Raw genomic sequence first — 21821 nt, forward strand, 5'->3', positions numbered from 1 at the left:
CGCCGGGAGCAAGCCACCAGGAGGCAGACCATGTCCGGACCCGGACCCCGCCCTGTCCGAGCGCCACGCGGTACCGAGCCGAGCGCCCTGGGCTGGCAGCAGGAGGCCGCCCTGCGGATGCTGCAGAACAACCTCGACCCCGAGGTCGCCGAGCACCCCGACAAGCTCGTCGTCTACGGCGGCACCGGCAAGGCGGCCCGCGACTGGCGCTCCTTCGACGCCATGGTCCGCACGCTGCGCACCCTCAAGCAGGACGAGACGATGCTGGTCCAGTCGGGCCGCCCGGTCGGCGTCATGCAGACCCACGAGTGGGCCCCGCGCGTCCTCATCGCCAACTCCAACCTCGTCGGCGACTGGGCCAACTGGGAGGAGTTCCGCCGCCTGGAGGCCCTCGGCCTGACCATGTACGGGCAGATGACGGCCGGCTCCTGGATCTACATCGGCACCCAGGGCATCCTCCAGGGCACCTACGAGACCTTCGCGGCCGTGGCCGCCAAGAAGTTCGGCGGCACCCTCGCCGGGACCATCACCCTCACCGCCGGCCTCGGCGGCATGGGCGGCGCCCAGCCCCTCGCGGTCACCATGAACGACGGCGTCGCGATCTGTGTCGACTGCGACCCGCGCGCCATCGACCGCCGCATCGAGCACCGCTACCTCGACGTCAGGGCCGACTCCCTCGACCACGCCCTCCAGCTCGCCACCGAGGCCCGCGACCGACGGAAGCCGCTGTCCATCGGCGTGCTCGGCAACGCCGCCGAGCTGGTCCCGCGACTGCTGGCCATGGGCGCCCCCATCGACATCGTCACCGACCAGACCTCGGCCCACGACCCCCTGGCCTACCTGCCCACCGGCATCGCCCTCGAGGACATGGCCGACGCCGCCGCCAAGGACCCGGCCGGTTTCACCACCCGTGCCCGCGAGTCCATGGCCCGGCACGTCGAGGCCATGGTCGGCTTCCAGGACGCCGGCTCCGAGGTCTTCGACTACGGCAACTCCATCCGCGGCGAGGCCCAGCTCGCCGGGTACAACCGGGCCTTCGCCTTCCCCGGTTTCGTCCCCGCCTACATCCGCCCCCTGTTCTGCGAGGGCAAGGGCCCCTTCCGCTGGGCCGCCCTGTCCGGCGACCCCGCCGACATCGCCAGGACCGACAAGGCGATCCTCGACCTCTTCCCCGAGAACGAGTCGCTGGCCCGCTGGATCAAGATGGCCGGTGAGCGCGTCCACTTCCAGGGCCTGCCCGCCCGTATCTGCTGGCTCGGCTACGGCGAGCGCGACAAGGCCGGCGAGCGGTTCAACGACATGGTCGCGAGCGGTGAACTGGCCGCGCCGATCGTCATCGGCCGCGACCACCTCGACTGCGGCTCCGTCGCCTCCCCGTACCGCGAGACCGAGGCCATGCTCGACGGCTCCGACGCCATCGCCGACTGGCCCCTGCTCAACGCCATGGTCAACGTGGCCTCCGGTGCCTCCTGGGTCTCCCTCCACCACGGCGGCGGCGTCGGCATGGGCCGCTCCATCCACGCCGGGCAGGTCACGGTCGCCGACGGCACCGCGCTGGCCGGCGAGAAGATCCGCCGGGTCCTCACCAACGACCCCGGCATGGGCGTCATCCGGCACGTCGACGCCGGGTACGACATCGCCGAGTCGGTGGCGGCCGAGCGCGACGTGCGGGTGCCGATGCGCGAGGGCACCGATGCGCGCGAGGGTGACGGCGCGTGAGCTTCCACAGCATGTGGGCGGAGTTGCTGCCGGTCGGCCGCGACTCCGCCTCCGGCGGCTACCGCCGCTACGCCTGGACCGGCGCCGACGCCGACTGCCGGACCTGGTTCCGGGAGCAGGCCGAGGCGCGCGGACTGGCCTGCGAGAGCGACCGCAACGGCAACCAGTGGGCCTGGCTCGGCGACCCCGCCGCCGGGAACGCCGTCGTCACCGGGTCCCATCTGGACTCCGTGCCCGACGGCGGCGCCTTCGACGGTCCCCTCGGCGTCGTGTCCGCCTTCGCGGCCCTGGACGAACTGCGCGGGCGGGGAGCGCGCTTCACCAGGCCGCTCGGCATCGTCAACTTCGGCGACGAGGAGGGCGCCCGCTTCGGCCTCGCCTGCGTCGGCTCCCGGCTCACCGCGGGCGCGCTCACCGTCGAACAGGCCCACCGCCTCACCGACGGCGACGGCGTCACGCTCCCGCGGGCGATGGAGGCCGCCGGGTACGACCCGGACGCCATCGGCCCCGACCCCGAGCGGCTCGCCCGCATCGGCGCCTTCGTCGAACTCCACGTCGAACAGGGCCGCGCCCTCGACCTGTCCGGTGACCGGATCGGCATCGCGAGCGCCATCTGGCCGCACGGACGCTGGCGGTTCGACTTCCGGGGCGAGGCCAACCACGCGGGCACCACCCGCCTCGCCGACCGGCGCGACCCCATGCTGTCCTACGCCGGGACCGTCCTCGCCGCCCGCCGCGAGGCGGAACTCGCCGGTGCCGTCGCCACCTTCGGCAAGATCGCCGTCGAGCCCAACGGCGTCAACGCCGTCCCCTCCCTCGTACGCGGCTGGCTCGACTCCCGCGCCGCCGACCAGGAGAGCCTGGACGCGGTGGTCGGCGGGGTGGACAAGGCCGCCCGCGAGTACGCCGCCGCCCACGGCGTCGACCTCGACGTCGTACGCGAGTCCTTCACGCCCGTCGTCGAGTTCGACCACGCCCTGCGCGACGAACTCGCTCGCATCCTGGGCGCGGAGACGGAGCTGAAGGTCCCCGTCCTCGGCACCGGCGCCGGACACGACGCCGGAATCCTCTCCGACCGCATCCCGACCGCCATGCTGTTCGTACGCAATCCGACCGGCGTCTCGCACTCCCCGGCCGAGTACGCCGCCGAGGACGACTGCGTGGCCGGGGTGAGCGCACTCGCCGACGTACTGGAAGGGCTGGCCTGCACGTGACCTCCACCGAGCGGACCCGCACGTACTGGCTGGAGCACGCCTGGCTCGGCACCCGCGTCGTGCCGGGCGTCGCCGTCGACGTGCGCGACGGCCGCATCACCGCCGTCCACCAGGACACGCCCACGCCACCGCCCGGCGCCGGAATCCTGCGCGGACTGACCCTCCCCGGCCTCGCCAACGCGCACAGCCACGCCTTCCACCGCGCCCTGCGCGGCACCGTCCAGGTCGGCTCCGGCACCTTCTGGACCTGGCGCGAGGTCATGTACTCCGTCGCCGACCGGCTGACCCCCGACACCTACCACGACCTCGCCCGCGCGGTGTACGCCGAGATGGCGCTCGCCGGCATCACCACCGTCGGCGAGTTCCACTACGTCCACCACGCCCCCGGCGGCACCCCCTACGCCGACCCCAACGCGATGGGCGAGGCCCTGATCGAGGCCGCCTCCGACGCCGGCATCCGCATCACCCTCCTCGACACCTGCTACCTGTCCTCCGGCTTCGGGCAGCCTCCCGACACCCACCAGCGCCGCTTCTCCGACGGGACGGCGGACGCCTGGGCGGAACGCTGTTCAGTTCTCAAGGAACGGGAGCACGCACGGATCGGGGCGGCGATCCACTCCGTACGGGCCGTGCCCGCCGGCCAGTTGGCGACCGTGGCGCGCTGGGCCGAGGAACGGCGGGCCCCGCTGCACGTGCACCTGTCCGAGCAGACCGCCGAGAACGACGCCTGCCGCGACGCCCACGGACGCACCCCCACCCGGCTCCTCGCCGACCACGGCGTGCTCGGACCGCGCACCACCGGCGTCCACAACACCCACCTCACCGACGAGGACGTCACCCTGCTCGGCGGCAGCCGCACCGGCACCTGCATGTGCCCCACCACGGAACGCGACCTCGCCGACGGCATCGGTCCCGCGGCCGCCCTCCAGCGAGCGGGCTCCCCGCTCTGTCTCGGCTCCGACAGCCATGCCGTCGTCGACCTGCTCGAAGAGGCGCGCGCCATGGAGCTGAACGAGCGCCTGCGCACCCGCACGCGCGGCCACTGGACCGCCGCCGCCCTGCTGCGCGCCGCCACCGCCGACGGCCACGCCGCCCTCGGCTGGGACGACGCCGGAACCATCGAGGCCGGCTCCCGCGCCGACCTCACCACGGTCGCCCTCGACTCGGTCAGAACGGCGGGGCCGCTGCCCGGGCTCGGCGCCGAGACGGCCGTATTCGCCGCGACGGCAGCGGACGTACGGCACACGATCGTGGGCGGACGGCACGTCGTACGCGACGGGGCGCACACCCTCGTACCCGATGTGCCGCAGGCCCTCGCGCGGGCCGTCGAAGCCCTGCGCGCGCAGCGACGACCGCCCGCCACCGCCCCGACCCCCACGAGGACGTCACGGACACCATGAGCAGCACCGTCATCACCAACATCGCCGCACTCGTCACCAACGACCCCTCCCTCGGTGACAATTCACTCCTCGGACTGGTCCGGGACGCGGCCGTCGTCATCGACGGCGACCGCGTCGCGTGGACCGGTGAATCAAGCAAAGCACCCGCCACTGACAACCGGGTCGACGCCGGCGGCCGGGCGGTCCTCCCCGGCTTCGTCGACTCCCACTCCCACCTCCTCTTCGCGGGCGACCGCACCGAGGAGTTCAACGCCCGCATGTCCGGCCGCCCCTACAGCGCCGGCGGCATCCGCACCACGGTCGCCGCCACCCGCGCCGCGAGCGACGCGGAACTGGAGGCGGGGCTCACCCGATACCTCGAAGAGGCGCTGCGCCAGGGCACCACCACCTTCGAGACCAAGTCCGGCTACGGCCTGACCACCGCCGACGAGTCCCGCGCCCTGCGCGTCGCCGCCCGCCACACCGACGAGGTCACCTTCCTCGGCGCCCACATCGTCGCCCCCGAACTCGCCGAGGACCCGGCCGCCTACGTGGCCCTGGTCACCGGCGAGATGCTCGACGCCTGCGCCCCGCACGCCCGCTGGATCGACGTGTTCTGCGAGAAGGGCGCCTTCGACGGCGACCAGGCCCGCGCGATCCTCACCGCGGGAAAGGCCAGGGGCCTGCACCCCCGCATCCACGCCAACCAGCTCTCGTACGGCCCCGGCGTGCAGCTCGGAGTGGAACTCGACGCCGCCAGCGCCGACCACTGCACCCACCTCACCGACGCCGACGTGGACGCCCTCGCGAACAGCCGCACGGTCGCCACGCTGCTGCCCGGCGCCGAGTTCTCCACCCGCGCCGAGTGGCCCGACGCCCGGCGCCTCATCGACGCCGGTGCCACGGTCGCGCTGTCCACCGACTGCAACCCCGGCTCGTCCTTCACGTCCTCCGTGCCCTTCTGCGTCGCGCTCGCCGTACGGGACATGGGGATGACGCCGGACGAGGCGGTCTGGTCGGCCACCGCGGGCGGCGCGGCGGCCCTGCGCCGTGACGACATCGGCCGCCTGTCCCCGGGCGCGTACGCAGACCTGACCGTCCTCGACGCCCCGAGCCACGTCCACCTGGCCTACCGGCCCGGCGTCCCGCTGGTCAGCGGGGTGTGGCGGCGGGGTGTACGTAAGGTGTGAGCACACGGGCGTCGGGGGGGAGCGGGGACGGGTGGCGAAGCACTGGTGGGCGGCGTTCCTGGTGAACCTGCTGCTCGGCGTTCCGGCCGTGGTGCCGATCTGGCTGGTCTGGTACCTGGTGGTGAACTGGCCGCTGGCCGAGCTGGGTTGGACCGTGCGCGAGCCGACGGAGAACGACGGCATGGCGCTCTGGCTCGTGATCGTCGTCCCCGTGGTCCTGGCGTTCGGCCTGTTCTGGTGGCTCGCCAACGCGCCCCTGCGGCGCCGAACCGCGCTCGCCCCGCGCTCGTTCTGGCTGCTGTGCGCCCTGGTTCCGTTCCTGCCGACGGCCGCACTGATCCTCATGTGAGTGGTACGGCACACATCCCGAAGGGGGGCGGCCCGATCTCGGACCGCCCCCCTGGAGGGCAAGCGTCACCCGGTGAGGATCACTCCTCGACCGTGAGCCCCTTGCGCAGCCGTACGAGTGTCCGCGACAGCAGGCGCGAGACGTGCATCTGGGAGATGCCGAGTTCCTCGCCGATCTCCGACTGGGTCATGCCCGCGACGAAGCGCAGCGAGAGGATCTTGCGGTCCCGGGAGGGGAGTTCGGCGATCAGCGGCTTCAGCGACTCGACGTACTCGATGCCCTCGAGCCCGTGGTCCTCGTAGCCGATGCGGTCGGCCAGCGCGCCCTCCGCGTCGTCCTCCTCCGGCTGGGCGTCCAGCGAGGAGGCGGTGTAGGCGTTGGACGCCGCCATGCCCTCGACGACCTCGTCCTTGGACAGGCTCAGATGCTCGGCCAGTTCGCTCACCGTGGGGGCGCGGTCGAGGCGCTGGGCCAGCTCGTCGCCGGCCTTGGCCAGGTCGAGCCGCAGCTCCTGCAGGCGGCGCGGGACGCGCACGGACCACGAGGTGTCACGGAAGAAGCGCTTGATCTCGCCGATGATGGTCGGCATCGCGAACGTGGGGAACTCCACGCCGCGCGACATCTCGAAGCGGTCGATCGCCTTGATCAGGCCGATCGTGCCGACCTGGATGATGTCCTCCATCGGCTCGCTGCGGGAGCGGAAGCGGGAGGCGGCGAACTTGACCAGGGCGAGGTTGAGCTCGACGAGCGTGTTGCGCACGTACGCGTGCTCGTGGGTGCCTTCCTCCAGCGACTCGAGCCGCTCGAAGAGGGTCTTGGACAGCGCGCGGGCGTCCGCCGGAGCGACCTCGTCGTAGGCGGGGATGACCGGAAGCCCGGCGAGTGCGCCGTCGTGGTCGACGACCGCGTCAAGGTGCTCGATGGGATCCAGATGTTCCGGAGGGAGTGTCGACGTCGCTTCTTGGGTACGCGATCCGTCGAGCCGGGGTGACATGATGTCCTCCATCGTTCTCGGCATACGGCTGCCGAAGCCAATTACGTGCACTGCGGTGTGCGGCGCCTCCAAAGCCGGCCGTGTCGGTTTACGTGTCCTACCTAGCCCTACCGGGTTTACCGAGCCCACCGCAAGTGTGTTCTGTGTGGGTATGTCCGTTTGTGTGCGGTTGTTCGGGTGTCGGAGTGCGGTGGGAAGGCGTAGTGTTCGGGGGCGTCAGCAAGCAGTCACGACCTCGGGAGAGAGAAACGGCATGGACCGCGGGACGGTCGGCAGTGCCCAGTCGGGCCGGCTTCTGGTGGAAGTGCGGGAAGAGGGCCCCAGTGCCGTCGTGACTCCGGCGGGTGAGTTGGATCACCACACCGCCGATCTGTTGCGCGAGCCGCTGGAGGACTGTCTCGCCAAGGGATTCAACCGGCTTGTCGTCGACTGTTCGCGTCTGGAGTTCTGCGACTCCACAGGGCTCAACGTCCTGCTCGGCGCGCGGTTGAAGGCGGAAGCCGCGGGGGGCGGTGTGCATCTGGTGGCCATGCAGCCCGTGGTGGCCCGGGTGTTCGAAATCACGGGGGCCGAAGCGGTCTTCACCCTCCATGACACCCTTGAGGCCGCTCTGGCCGACGAGTCCGACTGAATCGGTCCTTGTCCGGCCGGCGGCGGGTTCCGTGCGCTGCCTGGGGCGGGCGTTTTCGCCCCGTCCCATGTTTCGTGCCGAATACAGGGGTGTTCGGACGGTCCGGTCGGGCAGGAGACACCCTGAGCTGACTGTGTACGACGTACGACTTGAAACGTGAACTGGTGAATCGGTGAGGTGAAGCGCTGATGAGCACCACCCGGCCCTACTCGCCGGGCGACCGCGGTCCGGAGCCCAGCGGCGCTTCGGGGGCGTCCGAGGGGGGCGTGCCCGGGTCCGGGGAGTCCGAGGGGGGCGTGCCCGGGCCAGGGGAGTCCGAGGGGGGCGTGTCCGCGGGGCAGGCCGCCGTGATCGGGGCGTCCGTGTCATCGTCCCCGTCCGTGTCTTCGGCCTCGCCGTCTTCGGCCTCGCCGTCCTCGGGTTCCTCGTCCTCGGCTTCGCCTCCGTCCGGGGCCGCGCCCGCGGGTGGCGGTGGGCGGCAGGCGCGCAGGCTGAGCTTCGACGATCAGAGCGGCGTGGTCCCGCTCGCTCGTGACTTCACCCGCCAGGCGCTGTACGCGTGGGGCTGGCTGCCCTCCGATACCGCGGACCAGCGGGCCGCCGCCGAGGACGTACTGCTCGTGGTGTCCGAGCTGGTCACCAACGCGTGTCTGCATGCCGAGGGGCCGGACGAGCTGTGGATCACCTGTGAGAAGAAGGTGATCCGGCTGGAGGTCTCCGACCGCGGCACGGGACAGCCGTCGCCGCGGACCCCGCACCGGGCGGGGCGTCCCGGTGGCCACGGCATGTTCATCGTGCAGCGGCTGTGCCTGGACTGGGGCGTGGTGCGCACGCCCGGAGTCGCGGGCAAGCGGGTGTGGGCCGAACTGGGTGCGCCGGCGTAGGCCTGCGGCGCACTTCCCGGCCTTTCCGCCCGCACCCCGCCCCGGTCGGCCACCTACCCGACTCGGTCGGCAGGGAGGCCGCCGCCGCGGGGGCTCCGCCCCGGGCCCCGGTGGCGGCCGCGTCCCGTGCGGCCGGGGCCTTTCGCCGCCCCCTCTCCCGTCTCGGCCGGCCAGGCCGCCGTCCCCGGGCTCCGCCCCGGACCCCGGCGAGGACCGCGCCTCTGCGCCGCTTCGCACGTCCACCCCACCCGGGTCGCCTCTGCGGCGTCCCGGCCCCGGCCTCAGCCCCGCATGCGCCTTCCCGCGCCCTGTGCCCGCCTCGCGGACTCCGGCCCCGGCAGACGCTGCTCTGTGCGCCGCGCGGGGGCGTGACCCCGTCCCTGGGGCGTCCTGCTCTGTGCGCCGCGCAGGCCTGCCCCCGTCCCTGGGGCGTCCGGCCCTGGTTTGGTGTCCGGGTCGTGAGGTCTTTTGCGCCTGGGGCGTCCCGCCCTGGTGTGGCGCCCGGGTCGTGAGGTCTCTCGCGCGTGGGGCGTCCGGCCCTGGTGTGGCGCCCGGGTCGTGAGGTCTCTCGCGCGTGGGGCGTCCCGCCCTGGTGTGGCGCCCGAGTCCTGGGGCCTCTCGCGCCTGAGGCGTCCCGCCCCAGTGAGGCGGCCGAGTCCTGGGGCCTCCCGCCCCTGAGGCATTCCGCCGCCGTGAGGCACCTCGACCCTGAGGCGTCCCACCCCTCGGAGTACCCCCTGACGCGTCCTTCCGCCCCTGAAGCACCCCGCCCCGCGAGCCCGCCCCGCGCCCCCGAGGCCCCGCCACCGACGGCATGAGCCACGTCGTCCCCCGCAACGCCGTTCCGATGGCGAGCGAGTCCCCTCGGAGCATTCCGCGTACCGCCCCGAAAACGCCCGGAGGGCCACCGCATCCACCGGGATGCGATGACCCTCCGCGGGCGGGAACCGCCGGGGCCGGCAGGCCTCAGCGGACGTCGCCCATGAGTTCCTTCACGCGCTTGCGGTACATCCACACCGCGAGACCGGCGACCACGGCGAGCGTGGCCTCCGCGGCCACGATGCCCGTCTTGTTCAGGTCGACGCCGGCGATGGAGAGCAGGCCGGTCGTGGCGTCACCGGCGGTGACGGCCAGGAACCAGACGCCCATCATCTGCGAGGCGTACTTCACGGGCGCCATCTTCGTGGTGACCGACAGGCCGACCGGGGAGAGCATCAGCTCACCGCAGGTCTGGACGAAGTAGATCGCCACCAGCCACAGCGCGGCCGCCTTGTGGCCGCCGTCCGCGATGGCGAGCGGGGCCAGGAAGAGGAAGAAGGACGCGCCGACCAGGACGAGGCCGAACGAGAACTTCACGATAGTGCTCGGCTCCTTGCCGCGGCGGGCGAGCGCCAGCCACACCGTGGCGAAGACCGGGGCCAGGGCCATGATGATGACCGGGTTGACCGACTGGAACCACGAAACCGGGAAGTCCCAGCCAAGGACGCTGGTGTCGGTGGAGGAGTCGGCGAAGATCGCCAGGGTCGAGCCACCCTGGTCGTAGATCATCCAGAAGACGGCCGCGGCGACGAAGAACCAGATGTACGCGGACATCTTTCCCTGCTCGGCGCGGTCCAGGTCCTTGTCGCGCTTGATGCGGGTCAGCACCAGTACCGGGATGATCACGCCCAGCAGGGTCAGCGGGACCAGGATCCAGTTCAGCGTGTAGGTGCCGGAGAAGCCGACGATCGCGTAGAAGACGACGGCGAGCCCGGCCCAGAACGCGGCCTTGCGCAGGGTGGAGGTCTTCTCCTCCACCGACAGCGGCTTCGGGACCACGCTGGAGTGCGGGGCCAGGTGGCGGCTGCCGAGCAGGAACTGGATCACGCCCAGGCCCATGCCGACCGCCGCGAGCGCGAAGCCCAGGTGCCAGTTGACGTTCTCACCGACGGTGCCGATGATCAGCGGCGCCGCGAAGGCACCGAGGTTGATGCCCATGTAGAAGACGGTGAATCCACCGTCGCGGCGCGGGTCGTCGGGGCCGCTGTAGAGCTGGCCGACCATCGTCGAGATGTTGGCCTTCAGCAGGCCCGAGCCGATGGCGACCAGGCCCAGACCCGCGTAGAACGTGCCGGAGGACGGCAGCGCCAGCGTGAGGTGGCCGAGCATGATCACACCGCCGGCGACGGCGACGGTCTTTCGGGGGCCCCAGACACGGTCGCCGAACCAGCCGCCCGGCATCGTGAGCAGGTACACCAGCGAGAGGTACACCGAGTAGATCGCGGTCGCGGTGCCGGCACCGAGGCCGAGGCCACCCGGGGCGACGAGGTACAGCGGGAGCAGAGCCCTCATGCCGTAGTAGGAGAAACGCTCCCACATCTCGGTCATGAAGAGAGTGGCCAGTCCGCGGGGGTGGCCGAAGAAGGTCTTCTCGGAACCGGGGGTGCCCGGGGAGACCGAGTCCTTCGTCAGGCTGGACGCCATGGTCGATCCTTGCTGGTCGGGACGCGCTCATGAGGCGATGCGCGCCCGGTGGGGGGCGGCCGGCACCGGCGGCCTTCGTCCGCCCACCCCACGCCTGAGGGATTCCGCTCCGGATTGCGAAGCGGTGGACGGCGGCCACCGGGATCCACGCCTCCGTGCGTGTCAACGCACGCGGTGAGGCCCGGCCACAGGTCATTCCTTTCAAGGCCGGCCGTGGGGGCCGACCCGCACACAAAAGAGACCCTCAGCGTCGAAACTGTCGCCAAAGGTCCCCTGGGTGCTACAGGCGCTGATTCACCATACGGCAGGACACCGCCCGGTATGGAAGGACTTGAGACGCGGATCACAGGTGATACTGGAACCGCGAACGATCTTTCGAAGGTCCCACACAGGATGGCACCCCACAGCCGCAGGTTCGCACGGGGGGTCGACAGGGCAGGCCACGCGGCGGGTGTCCGGCTTGTCCCTGGGCGAGGGGCCCTCGGGGCGATCACGCCCCGGGCGCTGCTCCAGGCGGACTACCATCAGCTCATGACCCGTGTACTGCTCGCCGAGGACGACGCGTCCATCTCGGAGCCGCTGGCCCGCGCTCTGCGCCGGGAAGGGTACGAGGTCGAGGTGCGTGAGGACGGACCCACCGCACTCGACGCCGGGCTGCGGGGCGGTGTCGACCTGGTCGTGCTGGACCTCGGCCTGCCGGGCATGGACGGGCTGGAGGTCGCCCGCCGGCTGCGGTCCGAGGGCCATGCCGTACCGATCCTGATCCTGACCGCGCGCGCCGACGAGGTGGACACCGTCGTCGGCCTGGACGCGGGCGCCGACGACTACGTCACCAAGCCCTTCCGCCTGGCCGAGCTGCTCGCCCGGGTCCGCGCCCTGCTGCGGCGCGGTGCCGTCGAGCCCCCGCAGCCGGCCGCCACGCACGGCGTGCGCATCGACGTCGAGTCGCACCGGGCCTGGATGGGCGAGGAGGAGCTCCAGCTCACCGCCAAGGAGTTCGATCTGCTGCGGGTGCTGGTGCGCGACGCCGGCCGGGTCGTCACCCGGGACCAGTTGATGCGCGAGGTCTGGGACACCACCTGGTGGTCGTCGACCAAGACCCTCGACATGCACATCTCCTGGCTCCGCAAGAAGCTGGGGGACGACGCGGCGAACCCCCGCTACATCGCCACCGTGCGCGGCGTGGGCTTCCGTTTCGAGAAGAACTGAGCCGCCGAGAAGAACGTAGGGCCTGCCCGGGTAAGAGGACATGCGCCGTCGACTGATCCAGTCCACGCTCGCCGTGGTGCTCGTCGTGATCGCCGTGTTCGGCGTCTCGCTCGTGATCGTCGAGACCCGGACGATCAGCAGCACCGCCCAGGAGCGGGTCGACCTGGAGGCGGTGCGGCTGGCCAGCATCGTGGACAGCCGGCTGCTCGGCACCGGGTCGGTGGACGCCGAGTTCCTGCGGGAGCAGGTCCGCGACGCCCGGTACGCCGAGATCCGGATCCCCGGCAGGCCGGTCATCGAGGTCGGCAGCCGGCCGGTCGGTGAGGTCATCCGCGGCAAGGCCACCGGCGAGGAGGGGGAGACGGTCCTCGTCGAGGAGCCGAGTTCCGCGGTGACCCGGGAGGTCGGCCGGACCCTGCTGATCATCGGACTGGTGGCGATGCTCGCGGTGATCGCCGCGGTGCTGCTGGCGATCCGGCAGGCCAACCGCCTCGCCTCGCCGCTCACCGACCTCGCCGAGACCGCCGAACGCCTCGGCTCCGGCGACCCGCGCCCGCGGCACAAGCGTTACGGCGTCCCCGAGCTGGACCGGGTCGCGGACGTGCTGGACTCCTCCGCCGAGCGCATCGCCCGGATGCTCACCGCCGAGCGCCGCCTGGCCGCCGACGCCTCCCACCAACTGCGGACACCGCTGACCGCGCTGTCCATGCGACTGGAGGAGATCACCCTCACCGACGAACTGGAGACGGTGAAGGAGGAGGCGGCGATCGCGCTGTCGCAGGTGGAGCGGCTGACGGACGTCGTCGACCGGCTGCTGACGAACTCCCGGGACCCGCGCAGCGGCTCCGCCGTCACGTTCGAGCTGGACGACGTCATCCAGCAGCAGATCGACGAGTGGCGCCCCGCCTACCGCAGCGAGGGGCGGGCGATCGTCAGCTCCGGCAAGCGGCATCTGACGGCCGTGGGCACTCCGGGCGCGGTGGCGCAGGTGCTGGCCGCGCTGATCGAGAACTCCCTGATGCACGGCGGCGGCACGGTGGCCCTGCGGACCCGGGTGACCGGCAACCAGGCGGTGGTCGAGGTCACCGACGAGGGGGCCGGCGTCCCGGGAGACCTGGGGGCGCGGATCTTCGAGCGCGCGATCAGCGGGCGGAACTCGACGGGCATCGGTCTGGCCGTCGCCCGCGACCTCGCCGAGGCGGACGGCGGCCGGCTGGAGCTGCTCCAGAGCCGCCCCCCGGTGTTCGGCCTGTTCCTGTCCCGCACGCCGCCGCCGAAGAAGTCGTCCGGGGACTCGGGGCACACGGTGCGCTAGGCGTACCGGCCTGCGGCGCCTGCCCCGGCGGGTCCCGGCCGCGTCAGCGGTGGGCCGCGGGGGTGCCGTCCTTGGCACGTACCGCCGTCGGCTGCTCGTGCTCCGGGAAGGTGTCCGCCCGCGTCACCGGCTCGCGGACCGGCAGCGCCCGGAAGACCCAGGTGCGGTACGACCAGAAGCGGAACAGCGTGCCGATGCCGATGCCGAGGAACTTGAAGATGTTGCTCTGCAGCGGGCTGTCCCAGCCGAAGCCGTACGTCGCCGTGTACAGCACGCCGTTCTCGATCACCAGCCCCACCGCGCTGAACAGCAGGAACAGCGACATCTCGCGGGTCCGGCGGCTCTTGTCGCGGTCCCGGTAGGTGAAGTAGCGAAAGCCCAGGTAGTTGAAGACGATCGCGACGATGGTCGCGACGATGCTGGCCCGCACCACCTGGAGGTCGGTCGCGTGCCGCACCAGGTTGAACACGAGCAGGTTGACCAGGACCCCCGCACCGCCCACCGCGCCGAACTTCACGACCTCACGGACGAGCCGGTCGATCCGCTGCCGCACCGCGCCGCGGGGCGCGGGGGGCGTGGGGGGAACCGTATGAGCACCCGAGGAACCATGTCCCATGGTCGTGCAGGCCCCCGTCCATCGGTTGGCGTCAATCTGTTCATGCTAACCACCCGGACGCGCGATCTTCCTGCTGACGGACGCCGGGCGACGGGAAAGGGGGGCCCTGCACCCGGGGAAACGGCCGGTAAACGGGTGGGCTCCCGGCGGCCGATACGCTAGGGGTGTGACGTTCCCTGTAGTCGGTATGGTCGGCGGTGGCCAGCTCGCTCGTATGACACACGAGTCGGGCATCCCGCTGGGCATCAGGTTCAAGCTTCTCAGTGACACTCCTCAGGACTCCGCGGCGCAGGTCGTGAACGAAGTCGTCATCGGCGACTATCGCGATCTGGACACGCTCCGCGAGTTCGCGCGCGGCTGTGACGTGATCACCTTCGATCACGAGCACGTGCCGACCGAGCACCTCAGGGCCCTGGAGGCGGACGGCATCCCCGTCCGCCCCGGTCCCGACGCGCTCGTGCACGCCCAGGACAAGGGCGTGATGCGCGCGAAGCTCGACGCGATCGGCGTGCCCTGCCCACGGCACCGGATCGTGCGCGATCCGGCCGACGTGGCGGCCTTCGCCGACGAGCTCGGACGGGGCGGGCACGAAGCGCCCTCCGGCAAGGGTGGTGGGCGACGGGCGGGCGGTTTCCCCGTCGTACTCAAGACGGTCCGCGGCGGGTACGACGGCAAGGGCGTGTGGGTCGTGAACTCCGCCGAGGAGGCCGCCGAGCCGTTCCGCGCCGGTGTGCCCGTGCTGGCGGAGGAGAAGGTCGACTTCGTCCGCGAGCTGGCCGCCAACGTGGTCCGCTCCCCGCACGGCCAGGCGGTGGCGTACCCCGTCGTCGAGTCCCGGCAGGTGAACGGCGTCTGCGACACGGTGATCGCGCCCGCGCCCGGCCTCGACGAAACCCTGGCGCTCAGGGCCGAGGAGATGGCGCTCGGCATCGCCAAGGAACTGGACGTCGTCGGCCACCTCGCCGTCGAGCTGTTCCAGACCCGCGACGGCCGCGTCCTCGTCAACGAACTGGCGATGCGCCCGCACAACTCCGGCCACTGGACCATGGACGGCGCGATCACCTCGCAGTTCGCCAACCACGTCCGCGCGGTCCTCGACCTCCCCCTCGGCGACCCGCGCCCGCGCGCCCCGTGGACGGTCATGGTCAACGTCCTCGGCGGCGACTACCCGGACATGTACTCCGCGTACCTGCACTGCATGGCCCGCGACCCGCAGCTCAAGATCCACATGTACGGCAAGGACGTGAAGCCCGGCCGCAAGGTGGGTCACGTCAACACCTACGGCGACGACCTGGACGACGTGCTGGAGCGCGCCCGTCACGCTGCCGGCTACCTGAGAGGGACGATCACCGAATGAGCCCGGTAAGCCCGGTCGTGGGCATCGTCATGGGGTCGGACTCCGACTGGCCCGTGATGGAGGCCGCCGCCAAGGCACTCGACGAGTTCGAGATCGCCTACGAGGTCGACGTAGTCTCCGCGCACCGCATGCCGCACGAGATGATCGCGTACGGCGAGCAGGCCGCCGGCCGCGGACTGAAGGCGATCGTCGCCGGGGCCGGCGGTGCCGCCCACCTGCCCGGCATGCTCGCCTCCGTCACCCCGCTGCCGGTCATCGGCGTGCCGGTGCCGCTGAAGTACCTGGACGGCATGGACAGCCTCCTGTCCATCGTGCAGATGCCGGCCGGTGTGCCGGTCGCGACCGTCTCGGTCGGCGGCGCCCGCAACGCCGGTCTGCTGGCTGCGCGGATGCTCGCCGCGCACGACGAGGAGCTGCTGGTCCGGATGCGCGAGTTCCAGCAGGACCTCAACGACCAGGCCACCGAGAAGGGCAAGCGGCTGCGCACCAAGGTCGAGGGCTCCGCGGGCTTCGGATTCGGGAAGTGACCCGGATGACGTCCCTGGACCGGGCCCGGGAGCTGCTGCGGGAGTTCCCCGTCGTCGACGGCCACAACGACCTGCCCTGGGCGCTGCGCGAGCAGGTCCGCTACGACCTCGACGCCCGTGACATCGCCGCCGACCAGTCCGCCCACCTGCACACCGACCTCGCCCGGCTGCGCTCGGGCGGCGTCGGCGCGCAGTACTGGTCGGTGTACGTCCGTTCCGACCTGCCGGGCGCGGTGACCGCGACGCTGGAGCAGATCGACTGCGTACGGCGGCTGATCGACCGCCACCCCGAGGACCTGCGGGCCGCGCTGACCGCCGCCGACATGGCGGCCGCGCGCGCCGAGGGCCGGATCGCGTCCCTGATGGGCGCCGAGGGCGGCCACTCCATCGACGACTCGCTCGCCACCCTCCGCGCGCTGTACGCGCTCGGTGTGCGCTACATGACCCTCACCCACAACGACAACGTCGCGTGGGCGGACTCGGCGACCGACGAGCCCGCCGTGGGCGGTCTGTCGGCCTTCGGCCGCGAGGTCGTGCGGGAGATGAACCGCGAGGGCATGCTGGTCGACCTCTCGCACGTGGCGGCGACGACGATGCGCGACGCGCTGGACACGTCGACGGCGCCGGTGATCTTCTCCCACTCCTCCGCGCGGGCCGTCTGCGACCACCCGCGCAACATCCCGGACGACGTGCTGGAGCGGCTGCCGGCCAACGGCGGCATGGCGATGGTGACGTTCGTGCCGAAGTTCGTGCTCCAGGCGGCCGTGGACTGGACGGCCGCCGCCGACGACAACATGCGCGCGCACGGCTTCCACCACCTGGACACCAGCGCCGAGGCGATGAAGGTCCACCGCGCCTTCGAGGAGCGCACCCCGCGCCCGGTCGCCACGGTGTCCACGGTCGCCGACCACCTCGACCACATGCGCGAGGTCGCCGGCGTCGACCACCTCGGCATCGGCGGCGACTACGACGGCACGGCCTTCACGCCCGACGGCCTCGGCGACGTGTCCGGCTATCCGAACCTGATCGCCGAGCTGCTCGACCGCGGCTGGTCCCAGGCCGACCTGGCCAAACTGACCTGGAAGAACGCGGTCCGGGTGCTGGGCGCGGCCGAGGACGTGGCGCGCGGGCTCCAGGAGACGAGGGGGCCGTCCAACGCCACACTGGCGGACCTGGACGGCTGAACCGCCCTCTCCACGGGGGCTCCGAGGGCGGGGTAGTCGGTGTAGCCGGTCGCCCCGCCCACGTACATGAGGTACCGGTCCCGCACCGGGTTCAGCGGCGCGCCGGCAGCCGCTCGGAGGCACGGCGCACGGCGTCCGTGGAGAGCTCCTCGCCCAGCACCGGGTCGGCGATCAGCACACCGGGCCATCCGGCGCGGATCCTCCGGAACACCGGGGCGTCGGGGTCGGCGTACACCAGGTGCAGATACGCGAGCCCGAGCCCGCCCGGCGCACGAACGTCAGTGAGCGCTCGCTGCGCTACTACGAGAAGCAGGACTGCTCGCGGCCGAGCGTACGCCCGGCGGGCACCGCGAGTAAGCGAAAGGCGGCCGTCGACCGGGTCGTACGTATCCAGGAGCTGTTCGCGGCCGGGCTGTGCGGCAGCGAGATCGCGCAGTTGCTGCCGTGCATGCGGGACGCGGACGGCGGACCCGCGGTCGTGGCCACGCCCCGGCTGGTCGCCGACCTCACCGCCGAGCGCTCCCGCATCGACCCGCCATCGCCGACCTGCTCCGCTCCCGGGACACCCTGGGCGAGGTCATCGAGGCGGCGGCCCGGGGCTGACCGCCGTACCCCCGAACGCCCCATCCACCAGGAAGCCCTTTCCGCTCCGTGCGACGGTGACGCTAACGCACGACGACCGTACGGAGCCCGCCATGGCAGACCTCCAGGACGACCTGCACACCAGCACCGAGGCCGGCGGGCTCGACGACCTGCCCGTGCCGCTCGGCGCGGAGGCCTTCCCGCCGGAGCCGTACGCGCTCGTGTCCGATCCCGGCGACGAGCCGCTGACCCGGGCGCACGCCGTGCTGGCCGCCCACCCCGTCGCCGACGGCTACAGCGGCCTGCCCTGGGCGCTCAAGCACCTGCCCTGGTACGACCTGGAACTCGGCGAGAGCGCCGTCGACACCGATGTGCCCCGGCTCCGCGAGGGCCACGTGGGGGCGCTGTTCTGGTCCCTGCACCTGCCCGACGCCATCGACGGGGACCGGGCCGTCGGCGCCACCATGGAGCAGCTCGACCTGGTCAAGATGGTCGTCCGGGCCCACCCGGAGGGGCTGCGCCTGGCGTACGACGCCGGGCAGGCCATCGACGCCCGCAACTGCGGCCGGGTCGCCGTGCTGCCCGGCCCCGCCGGCGCCGCCGCCCTCGGTGACTGCCTCGGCATCCTGCGTTCGCTGCACGCCCTCGGTCTGCGCGTGCTCACGCTGACCGGGGCGACCTGGGCGAGCGAGACGGGGCTGACCCGGTTCGGCGAGGAGGTCGTCCGCGAGATGAACCGGCTCGGTGTCGTCACCGACCTCTCCGGTGCCTCCGCCGAGACCATCCGCCGTACCTTCGCCGTCTCCAAGGCGCCGGCGCTGTGCACCCGCTCCGCCGCCCGTGCCCTGCGCCCGCACCCCGCCAACCTCCCCGACGACCTGCTCGTCGAGCTGGGCGCGGCAGGGGGCCTGTGCATGGTGCCGCTGACCGCCGAACAGACCGGCCCGACCGTCCGGGACGTCGCCGACCACCTCGACCACGTCCGCACGGTGGCCGGCCCGCGGAGCGTCGGCCTGTCCGGCACCTACGACGCCGGTACCGCCCACCCGCTGGAGCTCGGCGACGCCTCCTGCTACCCCCGGCTCATCGCCGAGCTGCTGCGACGCGGCTGGGACGAGTCGGACGTGGCCCTACTGACCTGGGGCAACGTCCAGCGCGTACTACGAGGGGCGGCCTTCGCCGCCCGCGCGGCACAGTTGCGCCGGGAGCCGTCGACGGCGACGATCGCCGAGCTGGACGGCTGAGCACCGGCCGGTCGCCCGGCGGCGCGGCATCCGCCGGGTCAGGCGTGCTCGATCCGGCACAGGCAGAACGGATGCCCCGCCGGATCGGCGTAGACCATGAAGTCCTTCTTCTCCCGGTCCTCCAGGTCCAGCGGCCGGGCGCCCAGCGCGAGCACCTTCTCGTGTGCCGCGTCCATCTCCTCCCAGGTCGCCCCGCCGTCGAAGTCGAGGTGGAACTGCTGGGCGTTGCGGTCGGAGCGCGGCCACTCCGGCGGGGTGAGCCCCGGCGCCCGCTGGAAGGACAGCCGCGGGCCGCCGGGCACCTGGAGCACCACCCAGTCGGGGTCCTGCTCCTCGGGGGTGCCGCCGCCGAGGAGCGCGTAGAAGCGGGCCAGCTCGCGGGGCTCGGGACAGTCGACGACGACGGAACGCAAACGTGCCACGGGTGCCATGGGGGGAACCTCCCGGTGATGACGGGTCTGGGGCCTCGCTCAGCAGGCGCAGAGGCAGAACGGGTGCCCGGCCGGGTCCGCGTAAACCCGGAAGGACCGGGACCGGTCCTCCGCGTCCAGCGGCCTGGCGCCCAGCTCCAGCACGGCCCTCTCCGCCGCGTCCAGGTCCTTCACCGCGAGGTCGAGGTGGAACTGCTGCGAGTCGTCGGGCGCGGGCCACTTCGGCGGTACGAAGCCGGGGGCGGCCTGGAACGCCAGGGTCCGCCCGCCCGGCAGCCTCAGGTCGACCCAGTCGTCCTCGCCCTCGACGGTGCCGCCGAGCACGTCGGCGTAGAAACCGGCCAGTGCTCGGGGGTCGGGACAGTCCAGGACGACGGCACCCAGTTCGGCGACAGCCATGACTTCCTCCTTGAAGTCCGCGGTCTCGGTTACCCGTAAGTCACGGGTAACCGGTAACGGTTACTGCATGCTGCCCTATTGGCGGTAACGTCGCAAGCATGAGTGAGAGATCGCCCGCGCCGGGAGGCCTGGACCTGGTCGAGACCCTGGTGAACACGCTGGACGTCGAGACGGGCGCCGACTCGCTGGACACGCCGCAGGGCCGGGCGCGGTTCGGCCTCACCGAAGACGACGTACCGAGCGCCCGCGAGCTGCGCGAGTCCCTGCGCGCGAGCCTGCTCGCCCACGCCGGCCACCCGCCGCACCGCACGGTGACCCCGCTCGGCGAACTCCTCGCCGGGGCCCCGCTGGTGGTGGCGGTCGACGCGGCCGACGGCTCCGCCGCCCTCGCCCCGGCCCGCGGGGACTCCCTGCTCACCCGGGTCGCCGCCGCCGTCGCCGAGGCGCTGGTGGCGGGCACCTGGACCCGGCTGAAGGCGTGCGAGGCCGCCGACTGCCACTGGGCGTACTACGACCGCAGCCCGGCCGGACGCGGCCGCTGGTGTTCGATGCAGGTGTGCGGGGCGCGCGCCAAGATGCGCCGGTACCGGGCCAGGGGGGCCTGACCCGCACGGGAGTGACCGGCCGGTGCGCCGCCCCGTGGGGCAGAATGCGGATGACGCCGGTTCGGCCGACTGAGCCTCGGCCGAACCGGCGTCATCCGTTCACCGGGCAGCCCTAGGCCGTCGGGCGGCCCATCGCCCGGTACGTCCAGCCGGCCTTTCGCCAGGCCACCGGGTCCAGGGCGTTGCGCCCGTCCAGGATCACCCGGGCCGCCGTGGCCTCGCCCAGCGCCTCCGGGTCCAGCTCGCGGAACTCCCGCCACTCCGTCAGATGCAGTACGGCGTCGGCGCCCCGGACCGCCTCCAGCGCGGAGTCGGCGTAGCCGAGCGTCGGGAACAGCCGCCGCGCGTTTTCCATGCCCTTCGGGTCGTACACCGTCACCTGGGCGCCCTGGAGGTGGACCTGCCCGGCGACGTTCAGTGCGGGGGAGTCCCGTACGTCGTCCGAGTCGGGCTTGAAGGTGGCGCCCAGCACGGCGATCCGCTTGCCGAGGAACGGGCCGCCGCCCAGTGCCTGCCGGGTCAGTTCCACCATCTGGCCGCGCTGGCGCATGTTGATGGAGTCGATCTCGCGCAGGAAGGTGAGCGCCTGGTCGGCGCCCAGCTCACCGGCGCGCGCCATGAACGCCCGGATGTCCTTCGGCAGACAGCCGCCGCCGAACCCGATGCCCGCCCGCAGGAACTTCTTCCCGATCCGGTCGTCGTACCCGATCGCCTCCGCCAGCTTGGCGACGTCACCGTCCGCGGCCTCGCACACCTCCGCCATCGCGTTGATGAAGGAGATCTTGGTGGCGAGGAAGGAGTTGGCGGAGGTCTTCACCAGCTCGGCCGTCGGGAAGTCGGTGACGACGAAGGGCGAGCCCTCCTCGATCGGCGTGGCGTACACCTCGCGCAGCAGCTTCTCCGCCCGCTCGCTGCGCACGCCGACCACGAGTCGGTCGGGGTGCAGTGTGTCCCGCACGGCGAAGCCCTCACGGAGGAACTCCGGGTTCCAGGCCAGCTCGGCGTCGTCGCCGGCCGGCGCGTGCGCGGCGAGGTAGGCGGCCAGCCGGTCGGCGGAACCCACCGGCACGGTCGACTTGCCGACGACGAGTGCGGGACCGGTCAGGTGCGGCGCGAGCGAGGCCAGTGCGGAGTCGACGTACGACATGTCACAGGCGTACTCGCCGTGCTTCTGCGGCGTGTTCACGCACAGGAAGTGCACGTCGCCGAAGGCCGCGACCTCGGCGAAGTCGGTGGTGAAGCGCAGTCGTCCGCTGGACCCCCCGATCCCCGCGACGTGCTTGCGCAGCAGCTCCTCGAGACCCGGCTCGTACATCGGGACCTGGCCCCGCTGGAGCATCTCGATCTTCTCGGGCACCACGTCCAGGCCCAGCACGTCGAAACCCAGCTCGGCCATCGCCGCCGCATGGGTCGCGCCGAGATAGCCGGTGCCGATCACGGTGATCTTGAGGGCCATGGGTGCTCCAGAGGTGTACGGCTGAGGTGCGCGCCCGAGCATATCCGGGCAGCGGCGAAAGCCCTTCGGACGG

21 protein-coding genes and 1 pseudogene are annotated in these 21821 nt (G+C 72.2%); 15 read left to right on the plus strand and 7 right to left on the minus strand.

Annotated elements, in window-relative coordinates; translation table 11 throughout:
- Nucleotides 1-30 precede the first annotated feature (30 nt).
- From hutU to B1H29_RS22105, 5 genes are read left to right on the plus strand one after another with little or no spacing between them, the layout of a single operon-like run.
- Nucleotides 31-1719, plus strand: a complete 1689-nt coding sequence (gene hutU / locus B1H29_RS22085; protein ID WP_055417285.1) for a urocanate hydratase — start codon at nt 31-33, stop codon at nt 1717-1719.
- Nucleotides 1716-2933 carry an allantoate amidohydrolase gene (locus tag B1H29_RS22090; RefSeq protein WP_055417284.1) on the plus strand — a complete coding sequence of 406 codons (1218 nt, stop codon included), beginning with the start codon at nt 1716-1718 and terminating at the stop codon, nt 2931-2933. The genes hutU and B1H29_RS22090 overlap by 4 nt, the downstream gene beginning before the upstream one ends.
- Nucleotides 2930-4333 (plus strand): formimidoylglutamate deiminase, encoded by a 1404-nt coding sequence (locus B1H29_RS22095; RefSeq protein ID WP_055417283.1) that lies wholly within the window; start codon nt 2930-2932, stop codon nt 4331-4333. The genes B1H29_RS22090 and B1H29_RS22095 overlap by 4 nt, the downstream gene beginning before the upstream one ends.
- On the plus strand, nt 4330-5502 hold the full coding sequence (hutI, locus tag B1H29_RS22100) for an imidazolonepropionase (protein ID WP_055417282.1): 1173 nt from the start codon (nt 4330-4332) through the stop codon (nt 5500-5502). Before B1H29_RS22095 ends, hutI begins: the two co-directional genes overlap by 4 nt.
- Before the next feature lie 31 nt (nt 5503-5533).
- Complete coding sequence (locus tag B1H29_RS22105) at nt 5534-5851, plus strand: hypothetical protein (RefSeq protein WP_055417281.1); 318 nt, start codon at nt 5534-5536, stop codon at nt 5849-5851.
- 79 nt (nt 5852-5930) lie between these two features.
- Here the strand turns inward: B1H29_RS22105 and B1H29_RS22110 are convergent, their stop codons facing one another.
- A complete protein-coding gene (locus B1H29_RS22110; protein ID WP_079160812.1) occupies nt 5931-6845 on the minus strand; it encodes an RNA polymerase sigma factor SigF in 915 nt (304 codons plus the stop codon).
- A gap of 253 nt (nt 6846-7098) precedes the next feature.
- Between B1H29_RS22110 and B1H29_RS22115 the strand changes: the two genes are divergently transcribed.
- Complete coding sequence (locus B1H29_RS22115; RefSeq protein ID WP_055417279.1) at nt 7099-7476, plus strand: STAS domain-containing protein; 378 nt, start codon at nt 7099-7101, stop codon at nt 7474-7476.
- Nucleotides 7477-7664: 188 nt separating this feature from the next.
- Complete coding sequence (locus tag B1H29_RS22120) at nt 7665-8360, plus strand: ATP-binding protein (protein ID WP_079160386.1); 696 nt, start codon at nt 7665-7667, stop codon at nt 8358-8360.
- A gap of 966 nt (nt 8361-9326) precedes the next feature.
- Here B1H29_RS22120 and B1H29_RS22125 read toward each other — a convergent pair.
- Complete coding sequence (locus B1H29_RS22125) at nt 9327-10823, minus strand: oligopeptide:H+ symporter (protein WP_055417278.1); 1497 nt, start codon at nt 10821-10823, stop codon at nt 9327-9329.
- 531 nt (nt 10824-11354) lie between these two features.
- Here B1H29_RS22125 and B1H29_RS22130 point away from each other — a divergent pair.
- Together B1H29_RS22130 and B1H29_RS22135 are read left to right on the plus strand one after the other, a co-directional pair.
- Entirely contained in the window at nt 11355-12032 is a 678-nt protein-coding gene (locus tag B1H29_RS22130) for a response regulator transcription factor (protein WP_055417277.1), read from the plus strand.
- Between the two features lie 40 nt (nt 12033-12072).
- Entirely contained in the window at nt 12073-13347 is a 1275-nt protein-coding gene (locus B1H29_RS22135) for an ATP-binding protein (protein ID WP_055417276.1), read from the plus strand.
- Between the two features lie 43 nt (nt 13348-13390).
- On the opposite strand, the gene B1H29_RS22140 is transcribed toward B1H29_RS22135, so the two are convergent.
- Entirely contained in the window at nt 13391-13963 is a 573-nt protein-coding gene (locus B1H29_RS22140) for a GtrA family protein (protein ID WP_055417275.1), read from the minus strand.
- A gap of 166 nt (nt 13964-14129) precedes the next feature.
- Between B1H29_RS22140 and B1H29_RS22145 the strand changes: the two genes are divergently transcribed.
- Genes B1H29_RS22145 through B1H29_RS22155 form a run of 3 tightly spaced genes read left to right on the plus strand, consistent with a single transcriptional unit; the run spans nt 14130 to nt 17031 of the window.
- Nucleotides 14130-15320 (plus strand): 5-(carboxyamino)imidazole ribonucleotide synthase, encoded by a 1191-nt coding sequence (locus B1H29_RS22145; protein ID WP_199832293.1) that lies wholly within the window; start codon nt 14130-14132, stop codon nt 15318-15320.
- Nucleotides 15317-15847, plus strand: a complete 531-nt coding sequence (gene purE, locus B1H29_RS22150) for a 5-(carboxyamino)imidazole ribonucleotide mutase (RefSeq protein ID WP_079160387.1) — start codon at nt 15317-15319, stop codon at nt 15845-15847. Before B1H29_RS22145 ends, purE begins: the two co-directional genes overlap by 4 nt.
- Before the next feature lie 5 nt (nt 15848-15852).
- On the plus strand, nt 15853-17031 hold the full coding sequence (locus B1H29_RS22155) for a dipeptidase (protein WP_055417272.1): 1179 nt from the start codon (nt 15853-15855) through the stop codon (nt 17029-17031).
- Between the two features lie 91 nt (nt 17032-17122).
- Here B1H29_RS22155 and B1H29_RS40220 read toward each other — a convergent pair whose 3' ends face one another.
- Nucleotides 17123-17266 carry a hypothetical protein gene (locus B1H29_RS40220; RefSeq protein ID WP_409350898.1) on the minus strand — a complete coding sequence of 48 codons (144 nt, stop codon included), beginning with the start codon at nt 17264-17266 and terminating at the stop codon, nt 17123-17125.
- Between the two features lie 3 nt (nt 17267-17269).
- Between B1H29_RS40220 and B1H29_RS40050 the strand changes: the two are divergent.
- Nucleotides 17270-17413: pseudogene (locus B1H29_RS40050) on the plus strand (MerR family transcriptional regulator); the annotation flags it as partial.
- 313 nt (nt 17414-17726) lie between these two features.
- The gene (locus tag B1H29_RS22170) at nt 17727-18857 is read left to right on the plus strand and encodes a dipeptidase (protein ID WP_055417270.1); all 1131 of its coding nucleotides are present in this window, start codon (nt 17727-17729) and stop codon (nt 18855-18857) included.
- Between the two features lie 38 nt (nt 18858-18895).
- Here B1H29_RS22170 and B1H29_RS22175 read toward each other — a convergent pair whose 3' ends face one another.
- Nucleotides 18896-19288, minus strand: coding sequence for a VOC family protein (locus tag B1H29_RS22175; protein WP_055417269.1), 393 nt, complete (start codon nt 19286-19288; stop codon nt 18896-18898).
- 39 nt (nt 19289-19327) lie between these two features.
- The gene (locus B1H29_RS22180; protein ID WP_055417268.1) at nt 19328-19687 is read right to left on the minus strand and encodes a VOC family protein; all 360 of its coding nucleotides are present in this window, start codon (nt 19685-19687) and stop codon (nt 19328-19330) included.
- 98 nt (nt 19688-19785) lie between these two features.
- Between B1H29_RS22180 and B1H29_RS22185 the strand changes: the two genes are divergently transcribed.
- Complete coding sequence (locus tag B1H29_RS22185; RefSeq protein ID WP_055417267.1) at nt 19786-20292, plus strand: CGNR zinc finger domain-containing protein; 507 nt, start codon at nt 19786-19788, stop codon at nt 20290-20292.
- A gap of 112 nt (nt 20293-20404) precedes the next feature.
- On the opposite strand, the gene B1H29_RS22190 is transcribed toward B1H29_RS22185, so the two are convergent.
- The gene (locus B1H29_RS22190; protein WP_055417266.1) at nt 20405-21748 is read right to left on the minus strand and encodes a UDP-glucose dehydrogenase family protein; all 1344 of its coding nucleotides are present in this window, start codon (nt 21746-21748) and stop codon (nt 20405-20407) included.
- Between the last annotated feature and the right edge of the window lie 73 nt (nt 21749-21821).

The organism is Streptomyces pactum (genome assembly GCF_002005225.1).
GTDB classification, from domain to species: domain Bacteria; phylum Actinomycetota; class Actinomycetes; order Streptomycetales; family Streptomycetaceae; genus Streptomyces; species Streptomyces pactum_A.

Coding starts and splice junctions, on each gene's coding strand:
- hutU (WP_055417285.1), top strand. CDS start 31: ATGTCCGGACCCGGACCCCGCCCTGTCCGAGCGCCACGCGGTACCGAG.
- hutI (WP_055417282.1), top strand. CDS start 4,330: ATGAGCAGCACCGTCATCACCAACATCGCCGCACTCGTCACCAACGAC.
- B1H29_RS22110 (WP_079160812.1), bottom strand. CDS start 6,845: ATGTCACCCCGGCTCGACGGATCGCGTACCCAAGAAGCGACGTCGACA.
- B1H29_RS22115 (WP_055417279.1), top strand. CDS start 7,099: ATGGACCGCGGGACGGTCGGCAGTGCCCAGTCGGGCCGGCTTCTGGTG.
- B1H29_RS22120 (WP_079160386.1), top strand. CDS start 7,665: ATGAGCACCACCCGGCCCTACTCGCCGGGCGACCGCGGTCCGGAGCCC.
- B1H29_RS22125 (WP_055417278.1), bottom strand. CDS start 10,823: ATGGCGTCCAGCCTGACGAAGGACTCGGTCTCCCCGGGCACCCCCGGT.
- B1H29_RS22130 (WP_055417277.1), top strand. CDS start 11,355: ATGACCCGTGTACTGCTCGCCGAGGACGACGCGTCCATCTCGGAGCCG.
- B1H29_RS22135 (WP_055417276.1), top strand. CDS start 12,073: ATGCGCCGTCGACTGATCCAGTCCACGCTCGCCGTGGTGCTCGTCGTG.
- B1H29_RS22140 (WP_055417275.1), bottom strand. CDS start 13,963: ATGGGACATGGTTCCTCGGGTGCTCATACGGTTCCCCCCACGCCCCCC.
- purE (WP_079160387.1), top strand. CDS start 15,317: ATGAGCCCGGTAAGCCCGGTCGTGGGCATCGTCATGGGGTCGGACTCC.
- B1H29_RS22155 (WP_055417272.1), top strand. CDS start 15,853: ATGACGTCCCTGGACCGGGCCCGGGAGCTGCTGCGGGAGTTCCCCGTC.
- B1H29_RS22170 (WP_055417270.1), top strand. CDS start 17,727: ATGGCAGACCTCCAGGACGACCTGCACACCAGCACCGAGGCCGGCGGG.
- B1H29_RS22175 (WP_055417269.1), bottom strand. CDS start 19,288: ATGGCACCCGTGGCACGTTTGCGTTCCGTCGTCGTCGACTGTCCCGAG.
- B1H29_RS22180 (WP_055417268.1), bottom strand. CDS start 19,687: ATGGCTGTCGCCGAACTGGGTGCCGTCGTCCTGGACTGTCCCGACCCC.
- B1H29_RS22185 (WP_055417267.1), top strand. CDS start 19,786: ATGAGTGAGAGATCGCCCGCGCCGGGAGGCCTGGACCTGGTCGAGACC.
- B1H29_RS22190 (WP_055417266.1), bottom strand. CDS start 21,748: ATGGCCCTCAAGATCACCGTGATCGGCACCGGCTATCTCGGCGCGACC.